Below are 16,837 nucleotides of genomic sequence, written 5' to 3' on the forward strand. Positions count from 1 at the left end.
ATGTGACACCATTGGAGGTTTTGGTTCTTCCGTAATTGATGTTTTCAAACAGAACGGGATAACTGCCGCCTGGAGATTCATACCACAAATCCTTAAACAGTTTTGTTCCTTTATCGATTTGAATATCAAAACCGCTGGTTCCCTTCAAATCTCCACCATCCGTCGCACCGTACCCCATCGCGTAGTAAAAACGGCGAGACGAGTATGGTTCGCTTCCAGGCTTTGCAGAAACAAGGCTTTGTTCTTTTTGGAGGGTAACAATAACCACTTTCGGGTTCATTCTGTGTGTTTGTACAGCATTATAGATGGCTTTGGATGGAAGGATGGTTTTGTTGGTATTATAAACTTTTCCGTTGGAATCTTTCCTCCAAATTTGCACAGGGTCCTTCAGGATTGAACCCTTCTCCTCAAAAAACGACTGAATCTCCCTTTCTGTCATAGAGTTATGGTTAATGAATTTGTCTGATGTCCCGGATGAACAGGGGCAAGAACCTGGAACAAGGTTGTTCATAAGAACTCCGTTCACATAATAATCTTCGTAGGAGTTTTTCCTTTCAATTTGCAAGGAATCTTCATCATTAGGTTCGTTTTCCTGATTAATCTGGGTGTCCAATTTGTCTTTGTCACGTTCTTCGTGATCGAGGGTGTGAATGCTAATCTAATTATTGACCACCTAGTGGTACATCGCTCATAAAAAAGTTTACCACCTGAGCACCTCTTTCCTGTATCTTGAATGTTGTCCAGACATCAAGGTATAGGAGGAAAGGAAATGCTTCAGATGGCTAATTATGAGTTTATCAGGAAACAACACATTCTGCTAGGGAAGCCTATTCGGCAAATTTCTCGCGAAACCGGCTATTCCCGTCAAGTCATACGAAAAGCCCTGAAATCAACTGAAATCCCTGTGTACCAGCTTTCTCAACCGAAACCAAAGCCAGTCATTGATTCCGTCAAACCCATCATCTTGGAATGGCTGCGTCAAGATGAACAGGCTCCTCCCAAGCAACGTCATACTGCCACTCGTATCTATCAGAGACTTGTTGACGAATACGGATTCACCGGCGGTGAATCTACGGTACGCCGTTACGTCAGACAAGTAAGAAACTCTCCTCCGAAAGCGTTCGTCCCCCTTGACTTCCCGCCAGGGAAATTTGCTCAATTTGACTGGGGTGAGGTTACGGTTCTTTTACAGGGTAAACAGGTGAAGGTTCAAGTCTTTTGTATGCGTTGTACCTACAGCAGAAAGATTTTTGTCAAAACTTTCTTTCATCAAAAGCAAGAAGCTCTTCTTCAAGGGCATGTCGATGCTTTTGCGTTTTTCGGTGCTGTTCCTCAGATCGTTACGTATGACAACCTGACAACAGCTGTAAAGAAGGTATTGGAAGGTAAAAACCGCGAGGAGCAAGAGCGGTTTGTTCAGTTACGTGCCCACTACCTGTTCGAAAGCTATTTCTGTGATCCGGGAAAAGGACATCAAAAAGGCCAAGTGGAAAATCTCGTACAATTTGTTCAGAAGCAATTCTTTACCCCTGTACCCAGTATTTCTTCTCTGGAGGAGTTCAATCAAATCCTCCTTGAAAAATGTATCTCTTACGAGACAACAATCGTTCCAAGGTCTTCTCAAACTGTTGGAGAAGCATTTGCTCGAGAGCAGATTGTCATGCTCCCGTTGCCTTCACGACCATTGGATTGTTGCCGCGTCGTATCCGTAAAAAGTAACACTCTGTCCATGATTCACTTCGAAAAAAATGCCTATTCCGTCCCTGTTTCCCATGCATCTACCGAGCTCACTTGTCGGGTGTTTGCCGAACGGATTGAGGTGTATCACGGAAAAAGCCTAATCGCTATACATGAGCGATGCTTAGAAAAAGGAAGGGAGCTATTGCAATACGATCATTATCTGGATTTGCTTCTGACTCGTCCTGGAGCGGTTTTATATGCCCGACCTTTACATCAGGCGGGATTGCCTCCCATTTACCAACAATTCTTGGACAAGTGTCGTTTTCGAGCAGGAGGAATGAAGGAATTCGTTCGACTCTTGTTACTGCACCGAGAATTCGATTCTTCTCTTGTAGAAGAAGCACTTGAGGAAGCTTGTCAAAAAGGTATGTTCCAGTATGATGCCGTAAGGCAATTATTGTTTCAGCGTACGCTACCGGAACATCGTCTCCCCCAACTCTCGTTGGCTGAAGATAGTTCTGTTCCGCGTATTCAAGTAAAAGTCCCCGATCTTAACCAGTACAATCGTTTGTTACATAAGAGGAGTGTGGTTCATTGAGTACAACTTTCTTGCTCGAAACCTATGCAAAACGCCTTCGATTACCCGCGATTAAACGTGTCTATAAGGAAATGGCCCATGATGCTGCCGAACGACAAATACCTTATGAGGAGTTCCTTTTAGCCCTCCTGGAACAAGAAGTTCTGCAAAGAGATACAAACCAAATCACAAGCCGAATCAAGTACGCCAAGTTTCCGTCCGTGAAAACCCTCGATCAATACGAGTTCTCAGCGATTCCGTCTCTTAATAAACCAAAATTGTTACAACTTGCTCGGTGCGAGTATATTGAAAAGGCGGAGAACATCATGTTTGTCGGAAACTCAGGCACAGGTAAAACCCATCTCTCCATTGCCCTTGGGAAGGAGGCATGCCAACATGGTTATTCCGTACAGTTTTGGACAGCGGCGAAAATATGCAACGAACTTATGGAAGCTCAGTCCCAAAAGCGAATCCTCCAGTTGGAGAAACAATGGCTGAAAACCGATTTGATCATTTTAGATGAAGTAGGGTTTGTCCCCCTTAGCAGAACAGGAGCGGAGTTATTATTTCAATTTTGTGCAGCTCGTTATGAGAAAGGTAGCATCATTATAACCAGTAACCTAGAATTTGCTGATTGGACACAGATTTTTAAAGATGAACAAATGACAGCAGCACTGGTTGATAGGCTCACACATCGTGCCCATATCTTTGCTATGAATGGAGATAGCTATCGATTTAAGCAAAGTATTCAAAGATCGTGATCATGAAAAAGTTACCCACCCAACGGGTGGATTAAATTTTTGCCTGGTGGTCAATTTTTTGATGAGCACAGTGGTCAACTTACTGATTGACATTCACACGAGGGTTGTAAATTCGGGAAAATCATAATCGCTCTGCGAAAGACTATGTGTAAAAAGTTCTTTCCCGTTTTCATACTCGCTTATTTCGACGTAGTTGTCCCGCTTCTTGTATTTTTGTTTTCTGCCTTTGTTATCCTCGGATTCAGTCATTACCCCGTTTTGATATTTTTAAGTTACTTCAAGCCCATCGGCATAAAACTCTTTTTCAATTTTTCCATCTTCATCGTAAAGGATAATATTTACGCTTTGTTTGGTTGCAAATTGAGGGAGTTCTTCAAATGTTGAGGGGGTATCTTTGGCTAGAATTGGTGTACTACTAAACAGGGAACTTGCAGAAAGGCCCATTGCTAATAGCGAGAGTAACGAAGCTTTCAATAAGTTATTCCCCATTCATACCATCTTTTCAAATATTTTACAAAAATAAGTTAACATATTTGCATCATAAAAGAATGTCGCTTTTTGTCATTCACAAATATTTCACGTTTGTTTTAACTTTTGAGCTGCCAAAGCTTAGCTGCTTTGCCCCATGTTAGTGACAAGGAGAACATCAGTATGTGTATTTGAATAAATCCCCCACCTTCCAACGCAAATCGCCACCTTACAAAACTGTAAGGAAGATGAAATATAACTCGATGGTTCCTTTCTCCCGGGCCTTTTACAATAAAGACAATTCATACGAACCTTCATACAGAAAAAAACGAACATACGGGAGCAAGGACCATGAATACTGTGAGAAAACTTCAGTCAACCGATCACAAACACATATATGAAGAATACTCGGGGAAAATTTACCGCTATTTCCGCTATCGCGTCCGCAATGTATGGGACGTCGAGGACTTGACAACAACTGTATTTGTCAAGGTGTACTCCAAACTGGACCAGTACGACGGACGCCATCCTTTCGGCGCATGGATTTTCCGTATCGCGCACAATACATTGATCGACTACCTTCGCAAAAAACGGGAATATCCGGCGGATCAAGAGGTTTTCTCGAGTCTGGTCACGAGCGAAAAGCTGCCGGAGGAGCGCGTATTGAATCAAGAGTCCCACGAAGACCTGTGGAAAAACGTAAAGACGCTGACAGCCGACCAGCGAAACGTGATTTCGCTCAGGTACTTGGCCGACCTGCGGATGAACGAGATTGCCGAGATTCTCGGAAAGACGGAAGCGTCTGTGAAAATTCTTCATTTCCGCGGGATAAAAAAGCTGCAAAAATTGATGTCCCGTGTATGAGAAGCGGGCGGAAGCATAGAAAGAACGGGATGGATCCAGGATCTGTCCCGTTCTTTTTAGGTTCGGCACGGTTTTCAGATTGGCTGAGACCCAGTGAGAGGGGCTTTTTGCCCAGTTCGGGAGCAGCTCTGTCCATTGGGGGCTTATCCGATTTTTTGGTATAGTAAAAATAGAGACGATGGAAGTGAGGCGCATAATCAATGTCGACGATTATGATTGTGGAAGACGATCCGAAGATCAACCAGCTGCTTCAGGGGCAATTGGAGAAGTACGGATACAAAACGATAAACGTAGATCACTTTGACCGGGTGATGGATGTATTTTCCCAAGGGCAGCCTGATTTGGTCCTGCTGGACGTCAATTTGCCCAAGTTTGACGGGTTTTACTGGTGCCGCCAGATTCGTCAGGTGTCCAACTGTCCGATTTTGTTTATTTCCGCGCGGGAGAGCAAGATGGATCAGGTGATGGCACTGGAGAACGGGGCGGATGATTACATTACCAAGCCGTTTGATTACGATGTCGTACTGGCGAAAATTCGCAGCCAGCTGCGGCGCGCATATGGGATGTACGCTCCGCAGGAGACGGAGCGGACCGTGGAAGTAGCGGGTTTGCGCCTGTTTTTGGAGCGTATGGAATTGACCATGGGCGAGGAAAAGGTGGAGCTGAGCAAAAAGGAAGCGCTGCTTTTGGAAGCGCTGCTCAATCAATACCCCCGGGTGGTGAGCCGCGAGCGCCTGTTGGAAAAGCTGTGGGACGAGCAGTTCGTCGATGAAAATACGCTGAACGTCTACATCACGCGTGTGCGCGGCAAGCTGAAAGAGCTGGGACTGGACGGGGCGATTGAGACAGTCCGCGGCTCCGGATACCGCTTGAAGGTGACGTGGGAGGATGCGGAATGAAGCTCTTCTTGCGTGACCAATGGTCATTTCTTGCGATATTTTTCATTCAGCTTGTCCTGCTGATCCTCATTTTCGGCCTGGACGGCTACTGGAATCCTTCTTTGATCAGCTACGCGGTTTTCTTGTGCGTCTTTTTCGCAGGCTGTTTTTTAGTAATCCGCTACCTGGCCAACCGGTACGTCTACCGGCGGCTGAGCACTCCGGTCCGGAACCTGGAGGAGCTGACGCTGACGCATGGAAATACTCCGCTCGGGCAGGCGATGGATCAAACGTTTCAAAACCAGTACCGGCTCTTCAAAGAACAGCTCCACATGTATGAGACCAAGCAGCGGGATCATACAACCTTCATTCAGCAGTGGGTGCATCAAATGAAAACCCCGATTTCTGTCATTCACCTCCTGCTCCAGGACGATGACGATCCGCGGATTGAAAGCGTCCGTGAAGAGGTGGACAGGATCAAAAGGGGACTGGAGACGGTTCTTTACAGCGCCCGCTTGGACCGCTTTGAGCAGGATTACCTGATCGAGCCTGTCTCCCTGAGAAAATTGGTCCAAAATGTCGTGTCAGAGAACAAGCGGCTGTTTATTCGCAATCAGGTGTATCCCGAGCTGGCCGTAGACGAACACTTGGTGGTGGAGTCGGATGATAAATGGCTCTCCTTTGTTCTAGGCCAGCTGTTGACCAATGCAGTGCGCTACTCGGACAAAAAAGGCAGCAAGGTGACGATCCGCTCGTACACCAGAGGACAGCATGGAGTCCTCGAGGTAGAGGACAGCGGAATCGGCATTCCGCCGGAAGATATTCAGCGCGTATGTCACCCGTATTTCACTGGTGAAAACGGGCGCAAGTACGCAGAATCGACAGGGATGGGACTTTACCTGGTAAAGGAAATCTGCGGCCGCCTTCATCATTCCGTAGAGCTGGAGTCGGAGGTCGGTGTGGGAACAAAAGTCCGCATCGTATTTTCGGCTATTGTGCCAACCTTACAAGAACGTAAGCTGGATGAAAGCTAATTCGATGGATGAACATGCGCGCTTTCCGTATAGTGGTAAGCAGTAAAGGATGCTACCTATCTGCAGATCAGGCATGAAATGGAAAGGAGAAGCGCACATGGATATGCTGCATGTAAAGCGCCTCAGCAAAATATACGGCGGCAGGGTCACGTATAGGGCGTTGACCGACATCGATTTTACCATTAAAAAGGGTGAGTTCGTCGGGATCATGGGTCCGTCCGGAAGCGGGAAAACCACGCTTCTGAACATGATTTCGACGATTGATTCTCCGACCTCGGGCGAGGTGCTGCTCAATGGCACCAACCCGCATGAATTGAAACGGAACCAGCTCGCCCTGTTCCGCAGAAGAGAGCTGGGATTTGTGTTTCAGGACTTCAATCTGCTGGATACGTTGACGGTCGGCGAAAACATCGTGCTGCCGCTGACCCTTGACGGCAAAAGCGTCGCCGAAATGGACGGGAAGCTTCAGACCGTCGCCGAAAAGCTCGGGATCGTGGACATCCTGGAAAAGCGGACGTACGAAATTTCGGGAGGCCAGCGCCAACGGACGGCGATTGCCCGGGCAATCATTCACACGCCTTCCCTCCTGCTGGCTGACGAACCGACCGGCAACCTCGACTCCAAAGCGTCCCGCAACGTGATGGAAACATTGGAGACGATCAACAAAAACGATGGCACGACGATGATGATGGTCACGCATGATCCACTCGCCGCGAGCTATTGTCACCGCGTCATCTTTATCAAGGACGGCCAGCTTCACAACGAGATGTATCGCGGAGAAAGCAGACAGGCGTTCTTCCAGAAAATCATCGATGCGCTGTCGCTTCTGGGAGGGAATACGCATGACCTTTCGTCAATTCGCGTTTAACAACGTCTCCCGGAACAAGCGAACCTATGCCGCATTTTTTTTGAGCAGTGTCTTTTCGGTGATGATTTTCTTCATCTACGCGATGTTCATCTACCATCCGGGAGTTGAAAATGGGGAGATTCACCGTTTTGTAGCCCAAGGGATGATTGCGGCCGAATACATCATTTTTCTGTTTGCCTTCTTCTTTCTCTTCTACTGTGTTGGTGCCTTTTTGAAGAGAAGGGAAAAAGAGTTCGGCATTTTAATGATGCACGGCATGACGCAAGGGCAGAGGAACAAACTGATCTTCATGGAAAACATGATGATCGGAGCACTGTCGATCGTGTTTGGAATTGGGCTCGGGATGGTTCTCGGAAAACTGTTTTTCCAATTTGCCGGGTTCCTGCTCGATGTAGAACCGCTCCCCTTTTATCTTCCGTTGGATGCCATGCTGCTGACGATCGTCTGCTTCTTGTGCTTGTTTGTGGCTATCTCCGTCTTTACCGTGTTGTTTTTGAAAAGAAGCAACCTGCTGGAGCTACTGCAAGGAAGCCAACGGCCGAAGCAGGAGCCAAAGGCGTCCGTCTTCCTGTCGCTGCTTGCGGCGGCTCTGCTGATCATGGCGTATGCCCTGGCTTTTTGGGCAGAAGGTCCGTTTGTCATGGTCTTGATGTTTCCGGTCATTGCCTTGACAATCGCCGGAACTTATCTGCTGTTCACCCAGTTGAGCGTCTTTTTGATCAGGCTGTTGAAACGCAATCGGCGTTTTTATTGGAACAAGACCAACATTGTCACCCTGTCTGATTTGGCCTACCGCATGAAAGACAACGCCCGCATGTTTTTTCTCGTCTGTATCGTGTCGACGGTGGCATTTTGCGCGATCGGGACATTGGCCGCGCTGGCCTCCTCGATCACCGAGACGACAGTGAGGACGAATCCGTTTGCGTTTGAATATCTGACCAGCGCAGACGCGAAGCAGCGGGAGGCGACAGCGGCCAAGATCGAGAAGGCTCTACAGGAGGGCGGCTTTGCTTTTGAAAAATCGGAGGTAACCGGAAAGTATCTCTCCTCGAACAAAGAAGAGCATCAAGGGATATCGATTGTCGGCGTCACCGACTACAACCGCGCGGCTCGTGCGGCAGACGCGGATGAGGTGCAGGTGGGGGAAGGGGAAGCTTTCTACTATCAACGCTGGCCGGGCGAGAAATTAAGAGGTGAAGAAGACGGCCAGCTGACGATCGCCGGTCAACAGCTGAAGCCCACTGGCATTGAAGGATTTTCCATGTTGAGATCCTTGAGCGGCAATCAATTGGTGATAGTGGCAGACAGTGTATACGCCCAAGCAAAAGAGAGCGATCTGGAATACAACTATTTGTACCAGGTGGACAGATGGAAAGAGACAAAAGAACTGAGCGAAAAGCTTAAGATGGAGATTTCCGAGGGGCATGAGGGGGCGTATTCCTTCGGAGCGCGGGCCCCTATCTATCACGGGCTGAAGCAAATGACCAATACGAGTTTGTTCATTGGATTGTTTGTCGGCGTTCTGTTTTTCGTCGCGGCAGGAAGCTTCTTGTACTTCCGCTTGTACACCGATCTGGAGAGCGATCGCAGACAATACGGAGCGATTACGAAAATCGGTCTTTCCGAGAAAGAGCTTTCCCGCATCGTGACGACACAGATCGGACTGCTGTTCTTTGTCCCGATCATCGTAGCGATTGTACACAGCGCAGTCGCATTCGTCTCGCTGAACAGCCTCTTGAAGGTCATGATGATCGCGTCCGTGGTCAAGCCGACGGCGATCGTACTGGCAAGCTTCGTTCTCGTACAATTCGTTTACTTCTGGATCATTCGCAACCGTTATTTGTTCAATCTGAAGCGGTCTATCCAGTAATCTTTTCATCAGTGTATAGCAGGGCGTCACGACGAAAGCTTCCGTCTGTGACGCCTGTTTTTATTCGCTTGTGCAAAAGAGGGAGCCAATGGAAATGCAGGGAACATATTGCGCGGAGCCCGGTTCCATATTATGCTAACTAAAAATCTGATAATCGTCCTTGGCCGGCGCATATCTTTCTGTAACATGCGCTGTTCAAGCGGAAAACGAGCGAAAAAAAGGCAGGGGGAGCATGACGAGGAATTTGGAACGATTGCGATATTCCGAGCTGGACGATTTGGATTACGGTATCGCCAAAGCTTTGCAGGATAATGCGCGGCTGCCGTTTACCCAGATCGCCAAAGAACTGGGGGTGACAGAGAAGACGGTTCGGATGCGGGTACAGCAGATGCAGGACGCTGAGGTGCTCAGTCTGATCGGCATGCTGAATCCAGCAAAGGCGGGACTGACGCTGTCATCGTTGATCCAGCTGGCAGTCGAGGCCGGCAGGCTCGACGAAGCGGCAGCCGAGCTGCAAGACATCGACGAGGTTCGGGAGATCGTCCTGACCTCGGGAGAATACCAGATCATGATACAGGTATTGCACCGGGACCACGAGGAGCTGTCCTGTTTTTTACTGAACAGGCTGAACAAGATTCCCGGAATTGTTCGCATGAATGTGATCCACGAATTGAAATCATTGAAATCATCTTGTACATATGTTCGTTGAAACGGAAGGAAGCAACAGAGAGGGAGGACAGCATGGTCTATTGGGAGTTGTTTCTTGCCTTTTTTCGGATCGGAATTTTTGGCTATGGGGGAGGACCGACGATGGTCCCCTTGTTTTATACCGAATGCGTGAAAAAGTACAAATGGGTAAGCGAGGAGGATTTTACCGACAATTTGGCTATGGCCAACGCGCTTCCCGGACCTATCGCGACCAAGCTGGCCGCTTATATCGGTTATCGCGTGAAAGGCTGGACGGGCGCGCTGGTCGCCAACTGCGCGGTGGTGCTGCCCACTGTTCTGGCGATGATTGCGCTGCTGCAGGTGATCTACCAATGGAAGGATGCGCCGGGCATATACGGCATGATCCAGGCGATCCAGCCTGTCATCGCCGTGATGACGGCCGTGCTGACCTGGGAGTTTCTGCAAAAGGGCTGGCAGGGGAGCAAGAACAAGAGCGGCGCCGCTGTCGCTTTGCTTTTATCGGTAGTGGCTCTGCTGTTTCTTGATCTGCATCCCGGTATCGTGGTCGGCATCGCCTTGGTCTTGTCCTTTGGCTACGCCACCTGGGCGGTTCGCAAGCAGCGGGGCGGAGGGGAGGGTGGAGCATGATCTACCTGCAATTGTTTTGGGCGTTTTTCATCTCCAACATCCTCGGGTACGGAGGCGGACCGCCGAGCATCCCGCTGATCCAGAATGAAGTCGTCGACCATTACGGATGGATGACGATGCAGGAGTTCGGCGAAGTGCTGGCCGTCGCCAATGCGCTCCCCAGTCCGATCGCGACCAAGCTGGCCGGGTATGTCGGCTATCAGGTGGCGGGTGTCCCCGGAGCGACGGTCGCGCTTTTCGCTACCGTCGCTCCGACGGCCATCGCCATGATTGCATTGCTCGGCGCGCTCAACCTGTTTCGCGATGCCCCCCAGGTAAAGGCGATGACGCAATCGGTTCGTCCCATCGTGACGGTGCTGCTTGGGATCATGACCTACGAGTTTCTGCTCGGAGCCGTCGAGGGGATCGGGTGGATGCAGACCGCTATTCTTTCGGTCGCCGCTTTTCTCCTGCTGGAAAAGTGGAAGCTGCACCCTGCGCTGGTGATCTTGCTGGCGATGGGGTACGGGTTTTTCTTTATCAGTTGATCACTTCAGTTGAAAGAGAGGCATGTCTATGACCTTCTTTAACCCGATGGAGTACCCGTATGCATCCCGCCGCGTAACGACCTATGCCAGAAACGGCATGGTGGCGACCTCGCAGCCGTTGGCGGCCCAGGCGGGACTGGATATGCTGAAGCGAGGAGGAAACGCCGTCGATGCGGCGATTGCCACAGCGGCCTGCCTGACCGTGGTAGAGCCTACCTCCAACGGGATTGGCGGCGACGCATACGCCCTCGTCTGGACAGACGGCAGGCTTCACGGCTTAAACGCAAGCGGCCCGGCGCCAGGCGGCATTTCCATCGAGGCGGTCAAAGCGCATGGGCATGAGCAAATGCCAACGTATGGCTGGCTGCCGGTGACGGTACCGGGTGCGCCGTCGGCATGGGTCGAGCTTTCCGGAAAATTCGGTAAGCTGCCGCTTGCAGACGTGCTACAGCCTGCAATCGCCTATGCGGAACAAGGCTATCCGCTGTCGCCGACACTCGCTCATTTTTGGGAGGCGGCCTATCGCAAATACATGCAGCTCTGTACGGGTCGGGAATTCGCCCATTGGTTTACCACGTTTGCTCCCGCGGGGCGACCGCCGAGAGCAGGGGAAATCTGGCGCTCTCCCGGTCACGCGGAGACGCTTCGGAAAATTGCCGAGACGGAGGGAGACAGCTTTTACAGCGGAGAATTGGCCGAGCGGATCGACGCCTTTTCCCGCGAATGCGGCGGGTATCTTCGCCTGGACGACTTGGCTGCGTATCGGCCCGGGTGGGTTAAGCCGATCAGCGTCAACTACAGAAGCTACGATGTGTGGGAAATTCCCCCGAACGGTCAGGGGCTGGTCGCGCTGCTGGCGCTGAATATGCTGAAAGGCTACGATTTTGACGCGAGGGATTCGGCGGAAACCTGCCACAAGCAAATTGAGGCGATCAAACTGGCTTTTGCCGATGGACTGCACTACATCACGCAAGCGGACAAGATGAGTGTCAGGGTGGAGGACCTGTTGGCCGAGGAATATGCGGCGTACCGCAGCAGCCTGATCGGGAACCATGCCGGGATTCCCGAGTCCGGCAAGCCGGTTGGCAGCGGTACGGTTTATCTGGCCACAGCGGATGGCGACGGAAATATGGTGTCGTTCATCCAAAGCAACTACATGGGATTTGGATCTGGGATTGTCGTACCGGGTACGGGGATAGCCCTGCAAAACCGCGGGAACAACTTCTCGCTTGATCCTGAGCATGACAACCGGTTGGAGCCGGGGAAGAAATCCTTCAACACGATTATTCCCGGCTTTTTGACCAAGGACGGGAAACCGGTAGGACCATTCGGGGTCATGGGCGGATACATGCAGCCGCAGGGTCACGTGCAGGTGGTCATGAACACTGTCGACTTTCAGTTGAATCCGCAGGCCGCCTTGGATGCGCCGCGGTGGCGCTGGGTAGAAGGCCGGACGGTGGAGGTAGAGCAGCACTTTCCCGAACGCATCGCACAAGAGCTGGAAAGAAAGGGGCATGAGATCAGGCGGGTGAAGGGCTTCGGCGGATTTGGCCGCGGCCAGATCATCTGGCGGGACGACAGCGGCGTTTTGATCGGCGGGACCGACATGCGGACGGACAGCTGTATCGCGGCGTGGTGACATCAGCACAAGAAAACAACGGAAAGGCCGGGATAGACTCCCGGCCTTTCGCAATTGGAGAGAGGCTCCCGGCAGCCGTCAGTCAAACGTAAAGGTTACGATCTGCCGCAAGTCCGTATCAACCCCGACAGCTACAGTATGCAAATCGTCAGTGAAATAAAAGTACTGCTTTCGGTCGCCCGTGTTGACGGGAGAAGACTTCACCAGTTTCACGGCTTGCGGGCTCAAAAGCGACTGGGAGCGGACGTAATCAGCCGCGATCCGCTCCAGCTCTTCGGATGCCAGCGACGTTGTCTGCGTTGTCTGTTTGTTCATTCGATCTATGGAAAGGGACAAGATTTGCTTTGTCTTTGGATCAATAATCGCATGAAAGGCCGCGATATCTCCGTCCTGCGGCTTTCGCTTGAGAACGGCGTGGACGGGCACTCCTCTATAGATCGGCTGGCGAGAATCGCTGTCAAGCAAGGAATCGGGATCTTCCAAGGTCACTTCCCGGTCTTCGATATCCACTTCTGCTTGAAAGAACTTCTTCACCGCCGCTTGGGCAATTGCGGCAGCCTCAGCCTTTCCAAGTCCCTGGACCTGCTCAGGGGAGGACTGGCGCACGCAGCCGGCCAGCAGCAAGAATGCGATACTTATCACGACAATCCCCAACTTCTTCATTTCTTTTGCTTCCTCCAACAAACTTTCTCTATGAGTAAGGTACTATAAAAACTGCCCGCAATAAATCGATTTACCTTTCCTTCACCTTACATTTCTGTAATGTGTGGATGTTCTGACAGTAATTCCGCAATTTGTGAGGAAAAACAGGTTTTTTCGGCGAAATGAAGAAATATTCAAAAAAGTGGACGGAGGGAAAAGTTTATGAGCGTGCAGCAATTGCGTGAAGCCATCCAATCGTTTATTCGACCTGACACCTTTCCGGTGGGGATCAAAATTGTCAAGAGGGAGAGCGAACTGCCTCCGAAAGCCAAGCGTCCGTCACAGGATTTGGGCTATCTTATCACGATCTGCCAGGCCGTCAGCTTTTCCCGTCGCTACGGCTGGACGATTGCCATGAACGGCGCCGATCTCTCCTGTCCGATCGCCCAAGTGGCCTTCGGTTATGAAGAGCAGCTTCCGTTTTATTCCGAAGGTCACCTCGCCTGTGGCATGTACACGGATTCTCTGGAGGCTGGCGCCAAAAGCGAGCAGGATGTACCCAAGTTTTCGCGGGAAGAGAGCGGATTCTATGTCTCGTTTCCGCTGGAGCGGGCTCCTTTTGAACCGGATGTAGTCGTGATTTACGGAAATTCCGCCCAGGTCATGCGGCTGGTCGCGGGGATGCTGTACAAACGGGGCGGGTCGATCCCATCCACATTTTCCAGCCGGGCCGACTGTGCCGATATTGCCATCAAGCCGCTGCAAACCGGCGAGCCGCAGGTGATCGTTCCCTGTTATGGCGACCGGCTGTTTGCCCAGACGCAGGATCACGAGATGGCGTTCAGCTTTCACTTTCGCGACGCGGCCGAGCTGATTGCAGGCTTGGAGGGGACGAACAGAGGCGGCATTCGCTACCCGATTCCCACGTATCTTCGCTACCAGGCAGAGTTTCCGCCTACTTATCAAAAGCTGGCCAGCATGTTTCCCGGGGCGATGACCGAGGTCAGCGCGGGAGAGGAACCGGAAAAAGAGAAGTAATAAAAGGGAAAGAAAGAGAAAGACTGCCCGCCTTCTTGAGAGCGAGCAGTCTACTTCTGTGCAGAGGCTTTACACTAGATTCTCCGGATTCAAACCATCCAGCTCCGGCAACACAAACCGTCCGTCTTTGCGGATCAGCACATCGTCAAACCAGATTTCGCCGCCGCCGTACTCCGGCCGCTGGATTTGCACCAGATCCCAGTGAATCGAGGAGCGGTTGCCGTTGTCTGCCACGGTGTAGGCATTGCCGGGGGTGAAGTGGAAGCTGCCGGCAATCTTCTCGTCGAACAAGATGTCGAGCATCGGATGCAGGATGTGCGGGTTAAAGCCGATTGCAAATTCACCGATATAGCGAGCGCCGTCGTCCGTATCCAAAATTTCGTTCAGGGCTTTCGTATCGGAGCTGGTGGCCTCGACGATTTTCCCTTTGGAGAACGTAAATTGGACATCGGTAAACGAGATGCCGTGGTAGTTGGATGCGGCATTGTAGTAGATCGTTCCTTCCACAGAATCGCGGATCGGCGCCGTGTAAACCTCGCCGTCCGGGATATTCCGCTTGCCGTCGCACTTGATCGCCGGGATGCCCTTAATCGAGAAGGACAGGTCTGTTTTCGGACCGACGATGCGTACGCGGTCCGTGCGTTCCATCAGCGCTTTGAGCGGGTCCATCGCCTTGGACATCTTGGAGTAGTCCAGGTTGCACACATCAAAGTAGAAGTCCTCGAAGCCCTCCAGACTCATGTTGGACAGCTGGGCCATCGATTTGTTCGGGTAGCGGAGCACGACCCAGCGTTTGTTCGGTACGCGCTCGTTGGTGTGAACCGGCTGATACCAGTGACGGGAGTACAGGCCCATTTTTTCTTCGGACACGTCCGCGTACTCGTTGATATTGTCGTAAGCGCGAACGGCGATGTAGGCGTCGACGTCCTTCATGCGGGCCAGCTCATGCTTGGCGATCAGCTCCATGTGCTCCTTGCTTGTCCCTTGCTTCAAGGCGCGCAGAATCTCCTGATCTTTCAGCGTGACCAAGGGGAGCGCGCCTACTGCAAACGCCTCTCGCACCAGTGCGCGTACCAGCGGCACCTGGATGCCGGTATTTTCAATGAGAACCTTTTCCCCTTTTTGCAGGTTGAGCGAGTAACGGATGAGGCGACTGGCTAGCTCGTTAACGCGCGGATCTGCCATTGCGTGTAACCTCCATAATAAAAAATTTTTTATCAAACATATTATCGCATAGCGGAAACAGCCTTGCCAGTCGTTTGGACGAGCATATTCACAACTCTCCGGGCGGCTGCAAACTGCCTTGGAGGCATGAATGGCAGAGTTCCCCGTCCGAAAGTCTGCGTTCGGTGTTTACAAGCACGCTTCGTAGATCGAGATAACGTCCTGCCCGGACAGGGGGCGGGAGCTTGGCAGATGGCCGGCTCCTCTGCCGCCGATGAGGATCGACTCGCGGGCGAGCTTTGGCAGCGCGTTTTTGTCGATGCCGAAGTCGGATAGACGCTGTGTGATGCCCATCGCCTCGTACCAGCGCTGTACCGCTTTGATCGCGGCCAGCGCCGCGGCCAGCTCACCCGTTTCCGATACGCCGAAGCATTCCCGTCCCATTTGTGCCAGCCGTTCCGGACGGTCTTGCAAAAGGATCTGCTCAAAATAGGGTAGTGACAGGATCGCCAGTCCGCGTCCGTGGGCCATGTCGTAATGCCCGCTCAGAGGATGCTCGATCTGGTGGAGCGGCATGCCTGCCCCGCGACCGCCGATGGCGAATGGGCTGATCCCAAGGGTGCTGGCCCACAGCAGCGTCGCACGGGCCTCTTCGTGATCGGGCTGGCGTATCGCTGTCAGCGAGTGCTCGACGACGAGACGGATGAGCGACTCCGTAATTCCGTCCTGCACATATGTTCCCGGGGCGCTGATCAAATACGATTCAAACATGTGCGCAAAAATATCGGCGCACGCCTCGGCTGTTACGTGAGCGGGGACGGTATACGTCAGGGCCGGGTCCAGAATCGCTACCCGGGGGTACAGGGCGGGTCCGTTAATCGACGATTTTTCGTGGGTGTCCCAGTGCGTCAGTACGCTGATGTTGTTGGCTTCGGAGCCGGTAGCCGCGACTGTCGGGATCGCCATCAGCGGCAAGGCCTCCTGTACGGGGACCAGCTCCCCTGCGGTCCCGCTCGGATTTCCGCGCATGTAATCGTAAATCGGGCGGCCGGATAAAGCGGCTGCCGCGATCGCCTTCGACGCGTCCATCACCGAACCTCCGCCGAGGGCAATGATAAAATCGCAACCGTGCTCGCGGGCAAGGGAAGCTCCCTGATCGACGGTCGAAGTACGGGGATTCGGTTCGATTTTGTCAAAGAGCACATGGGGAATCTGCTGTTCGTTCAAGAAGGCTTGCACTCTGTCCAGCAAGCCTGTCCGCTTGGCGGAGCTTCCGCCGGTGACGAGCAGCGCCTTTTGCCCGAGGCTCTTTGCTTCCTGTCCTGCCCTTGCGATTTCCCCGGTTCCAAACCATATGCGAGTCGGAAACGACAATTCAAACGGCAACATGACAAATCCCATCCTTTCACGGATTCTTTCCATCTAGATAGTGTATCACAAAAAGGGAGCGGGCTTGGAGGACGGGGGTACTTAATCATTACGAGGGCGGTTATGAATCGGCTCTTTATCA

At 51.8% G+C, this 16,837-nt stretch carries 16 protein-coding genes and 1 pseudogene; 12 read left to right on the forward strand and 5 right to left on the reverse strand.

What is annotated here, in order from left to right; all coding sequences use genetic code 11:
- Positions 1-613 (reverse strand): annotated as a pseudogene (locus tag Q3F21_RS20430) (hypothetical protein); the annotation flags it as partial.
- A 156-nt stretch (positions 614-769) separates the two neighbouring features.
- Here Q3F21_RS20430 and istA point away from each other — a divergent pair.
- Positions 770-2,278: an IS21 family transposase gene (istA, locus tag Q3F21_RS20435; RefSeq protein WP_340257227.1), complete on the forward strand. Its 1,509-nt coding sequence runs from the start codon at positions 770-772 to the stop codon at positions 2,276-2,278.
- Entirely contained in the window at positions 2,275-3,018 is a 744-nt protein-coding gene (gene istB, locus Q3F21_RS20440) for an IS21-like element helper ATPase IstB (protein WP_340257228.1), read from the forward strand. Before istA ends, istB begins: the two co-directional genes overlap by 4 nt.
- A gap of 267 nt (positions 3,019-3,285) precedes the next feature.
- Here the strand turns inward: istB and Q3F21_RS20445 are convergent, their stop codons facing one another.
- Positions 3,286-3,492, reverse strand: coding sequence for a hypothetical protein (locus Q3F21_RS20445; protein ID WP_340257230.1), 207 nt, complete (start codon positions 3,490-3,492; stop codon positions 3,286-3,288).
- 345 nt (positions 3,493-3,837) lie between these two features.
- On the opposite strand from Q3F21_RS20445, the gene Q3F21_RS20450 reads away from it, so the two are divergent.
- The 9 genes from Q3F21_RS20450 (at position 3,838) to Q3F21_RS20490 (ending at position 12,483) form a co-directional block, all read left to right on the forward strand.
- Entirely contained in the window at positions 3,838-4,350 is a 513-nt protein-coding gene (locus tag Q3F21_RS20450; protein ID WP_340257232.1) for a sigma-70 family RNA polymerase sigma factor, read from the forward strand.
- Positions 4,351-4,550: 200 nt separating this feature from the next.
- Positions 4,551-5,249, forward strand: a complete 699-nt coding sequence (locus Q3F21_RS20455; protein ID WP_340257234.1) for a response regulator — start codon at positions 4,551-4,553, stop codon at positions 5,247-5,249.
- A complete protein-coding gene (locus Q3F21_RS20460; protein ID WP_340257236.1) occupies positions 5,246-6,262 on the forward strand; it encodes a sensor histidine kinase in 1,017 nt (338 codons plus the stop codon). Before Q3F21_RS20455 ends, Q3F21_RS20460 begins: the two co-directional genes overlap by 4 nt.
- 97 nt (positions 6,263-6,359) lie before the next feature.
- Complete coding sequence (locus tag Q3F21_RS20465) at positions 6,360-7,130, forward strand: ABC transporter ATP-binding protein (protein ID WP_340257238.1); 771 nt, start codon at positions 6,360-6,362, stop codon at positions 7,128-7,130.
- The gene (locus Q3F21_RS20470) at positions 7,105-9,000 is read left to right on the forward strand and encodes an FtsX-like permease family protein (RefSeq protein WP_340257240.1); all 1,896 of its coding nucleotides are present in this window, start codon (positions 7,105-7,107) and stop codon (positions 8,998-9,000) included. Before Q3F21_RS20465 ends, Q3F21_RS20470 begins: the two co-directional genes overlap by 26 nt.
- A 232-nt stretch (positions 9,001-9,232) precedes the next feature.
- Positions 9,233-9,709, forward strand: a complete 477-nt coding sequence (locus Q3F21_RS20475) for an Lrp/AsnC family transcriptional regulator (RefSeq protein WP_340257242.1) — start codon at positions 9,233-9,235, stop codon at positions 9,707-9,709.
- A gap of 32 nt (positions 9,710-9,741) precedes the next feature.
- On the forward strand, positions 9,742-10,317 hold the full coding sequence (locus Q3F21_RS20480; protein ID WP_340257244.1) for a chromate transporter: 576 nt from the start codon (positions 9,742-9,744) through the stop codon (positions 10,315-10,317).
- The gene (locus Q3F21_RS20485) at positions 10,314-10,844 is read left to right on the forward strand and encodes a chromate transporter (RefSeq protein ID WP_340257246.1); all 531 of its coding nucleotides are present in this window, start codon (positions 10,314-10,316) and stop codon (positions 10,842-10,844) included. The genes Q3F21_RS20480 and Q3F21_RS20485 overlap by 4 nt, the downstream gene beginning before the upstream one ends.
- Before the next feature lie 28 nt (positions 10,845-10,872).
- Positions 10,873-12,483 (forward strand): gamma-glutamyltransferase family protein, encoded by a 1,611-nt coding sequence (locus Q3F21_RS20490; protein WP_340257248.1) that lies wholly within the window; start codon positions 10,873-10,875, stop codon positions 12,481-12,483.
- Positions 12,484-12,561: 78 nt separating this feature from the next.
- Here Q3F21_RS20490 and Q3F21_RS20495 read toward each other — a convergent pair whose 3' ends face one another.
- Positions 12,562-13,146 (reverse strand): hypothetical protein, encoded by a 585-nt coding sequence (locus Q3F21_RS20495; RefSeq protein WP_340257250.1) that lies wholly within the window; start codon positions 13,144-13,146, stop codon positions 12,562-12,564.
- Between the two features lie 201 nt (positions 13,147-13,347).
- Here Q3F21_RS20495 and Q3F21_RS20500 point away from each other — a divergent pair, with 201 nt between their 5' ends.
- Positions 13,348-14,163 (forward strand): DUF169 domain-containing protein, encoded by an 816-nt coding sequence (locus tag Q3F21_RS20500; RefSeq protein WP_340257252.1) that lies wholly within the window; start codon positions 13,348-13,350, stop codon positions 14,161-14,163.
- Positions 14,164-14,232: 69 nt separating this feature from the next.
- Here Q3F21_RS20500 and Q3F21_RS20505 read toward each other — a convergent pair whose 3' ends face one another.
- Together Q3F21_RS20505 and Q3F21_RS20510 are read right to left on the reverse strand one after the other, a co-directional pair.
- Entirely contained in the window at positions 14,233-15,348 is a 1,116-nt protein-coding gene (locus Q3F21_RS20505) for an aminopeptidase (protein WP_340257254.1), read from the reverse strand.
- Between the two features lie 168 nt (positions 15,349-15,516).
- Positions 15,517-16,716 carry an iron-containing alcohol dehydrogenase gene (locus tag Q3F21_RS20510; RefSeq protein ID WP_340257256.1) on the reverse strand — a complete coding sequence of 400 codons (1,200 nt, stop codon included), beginning with the start codon at positions 16,714-16,716 and terminating at the stop codon, positions 15,517-15,519.
- Positions 16,717-16,837: the final 121 nt, after the last annotated feature.

The organism is Brevibacillus borstelensis (assembly GCF_037834415.1).
Lineage (GTDB): Bacteria > Bacillota > Bacilli > Brevibacillales > Brevibacillaceae > Brevibacillus > Brevibacillus borstelensis_A.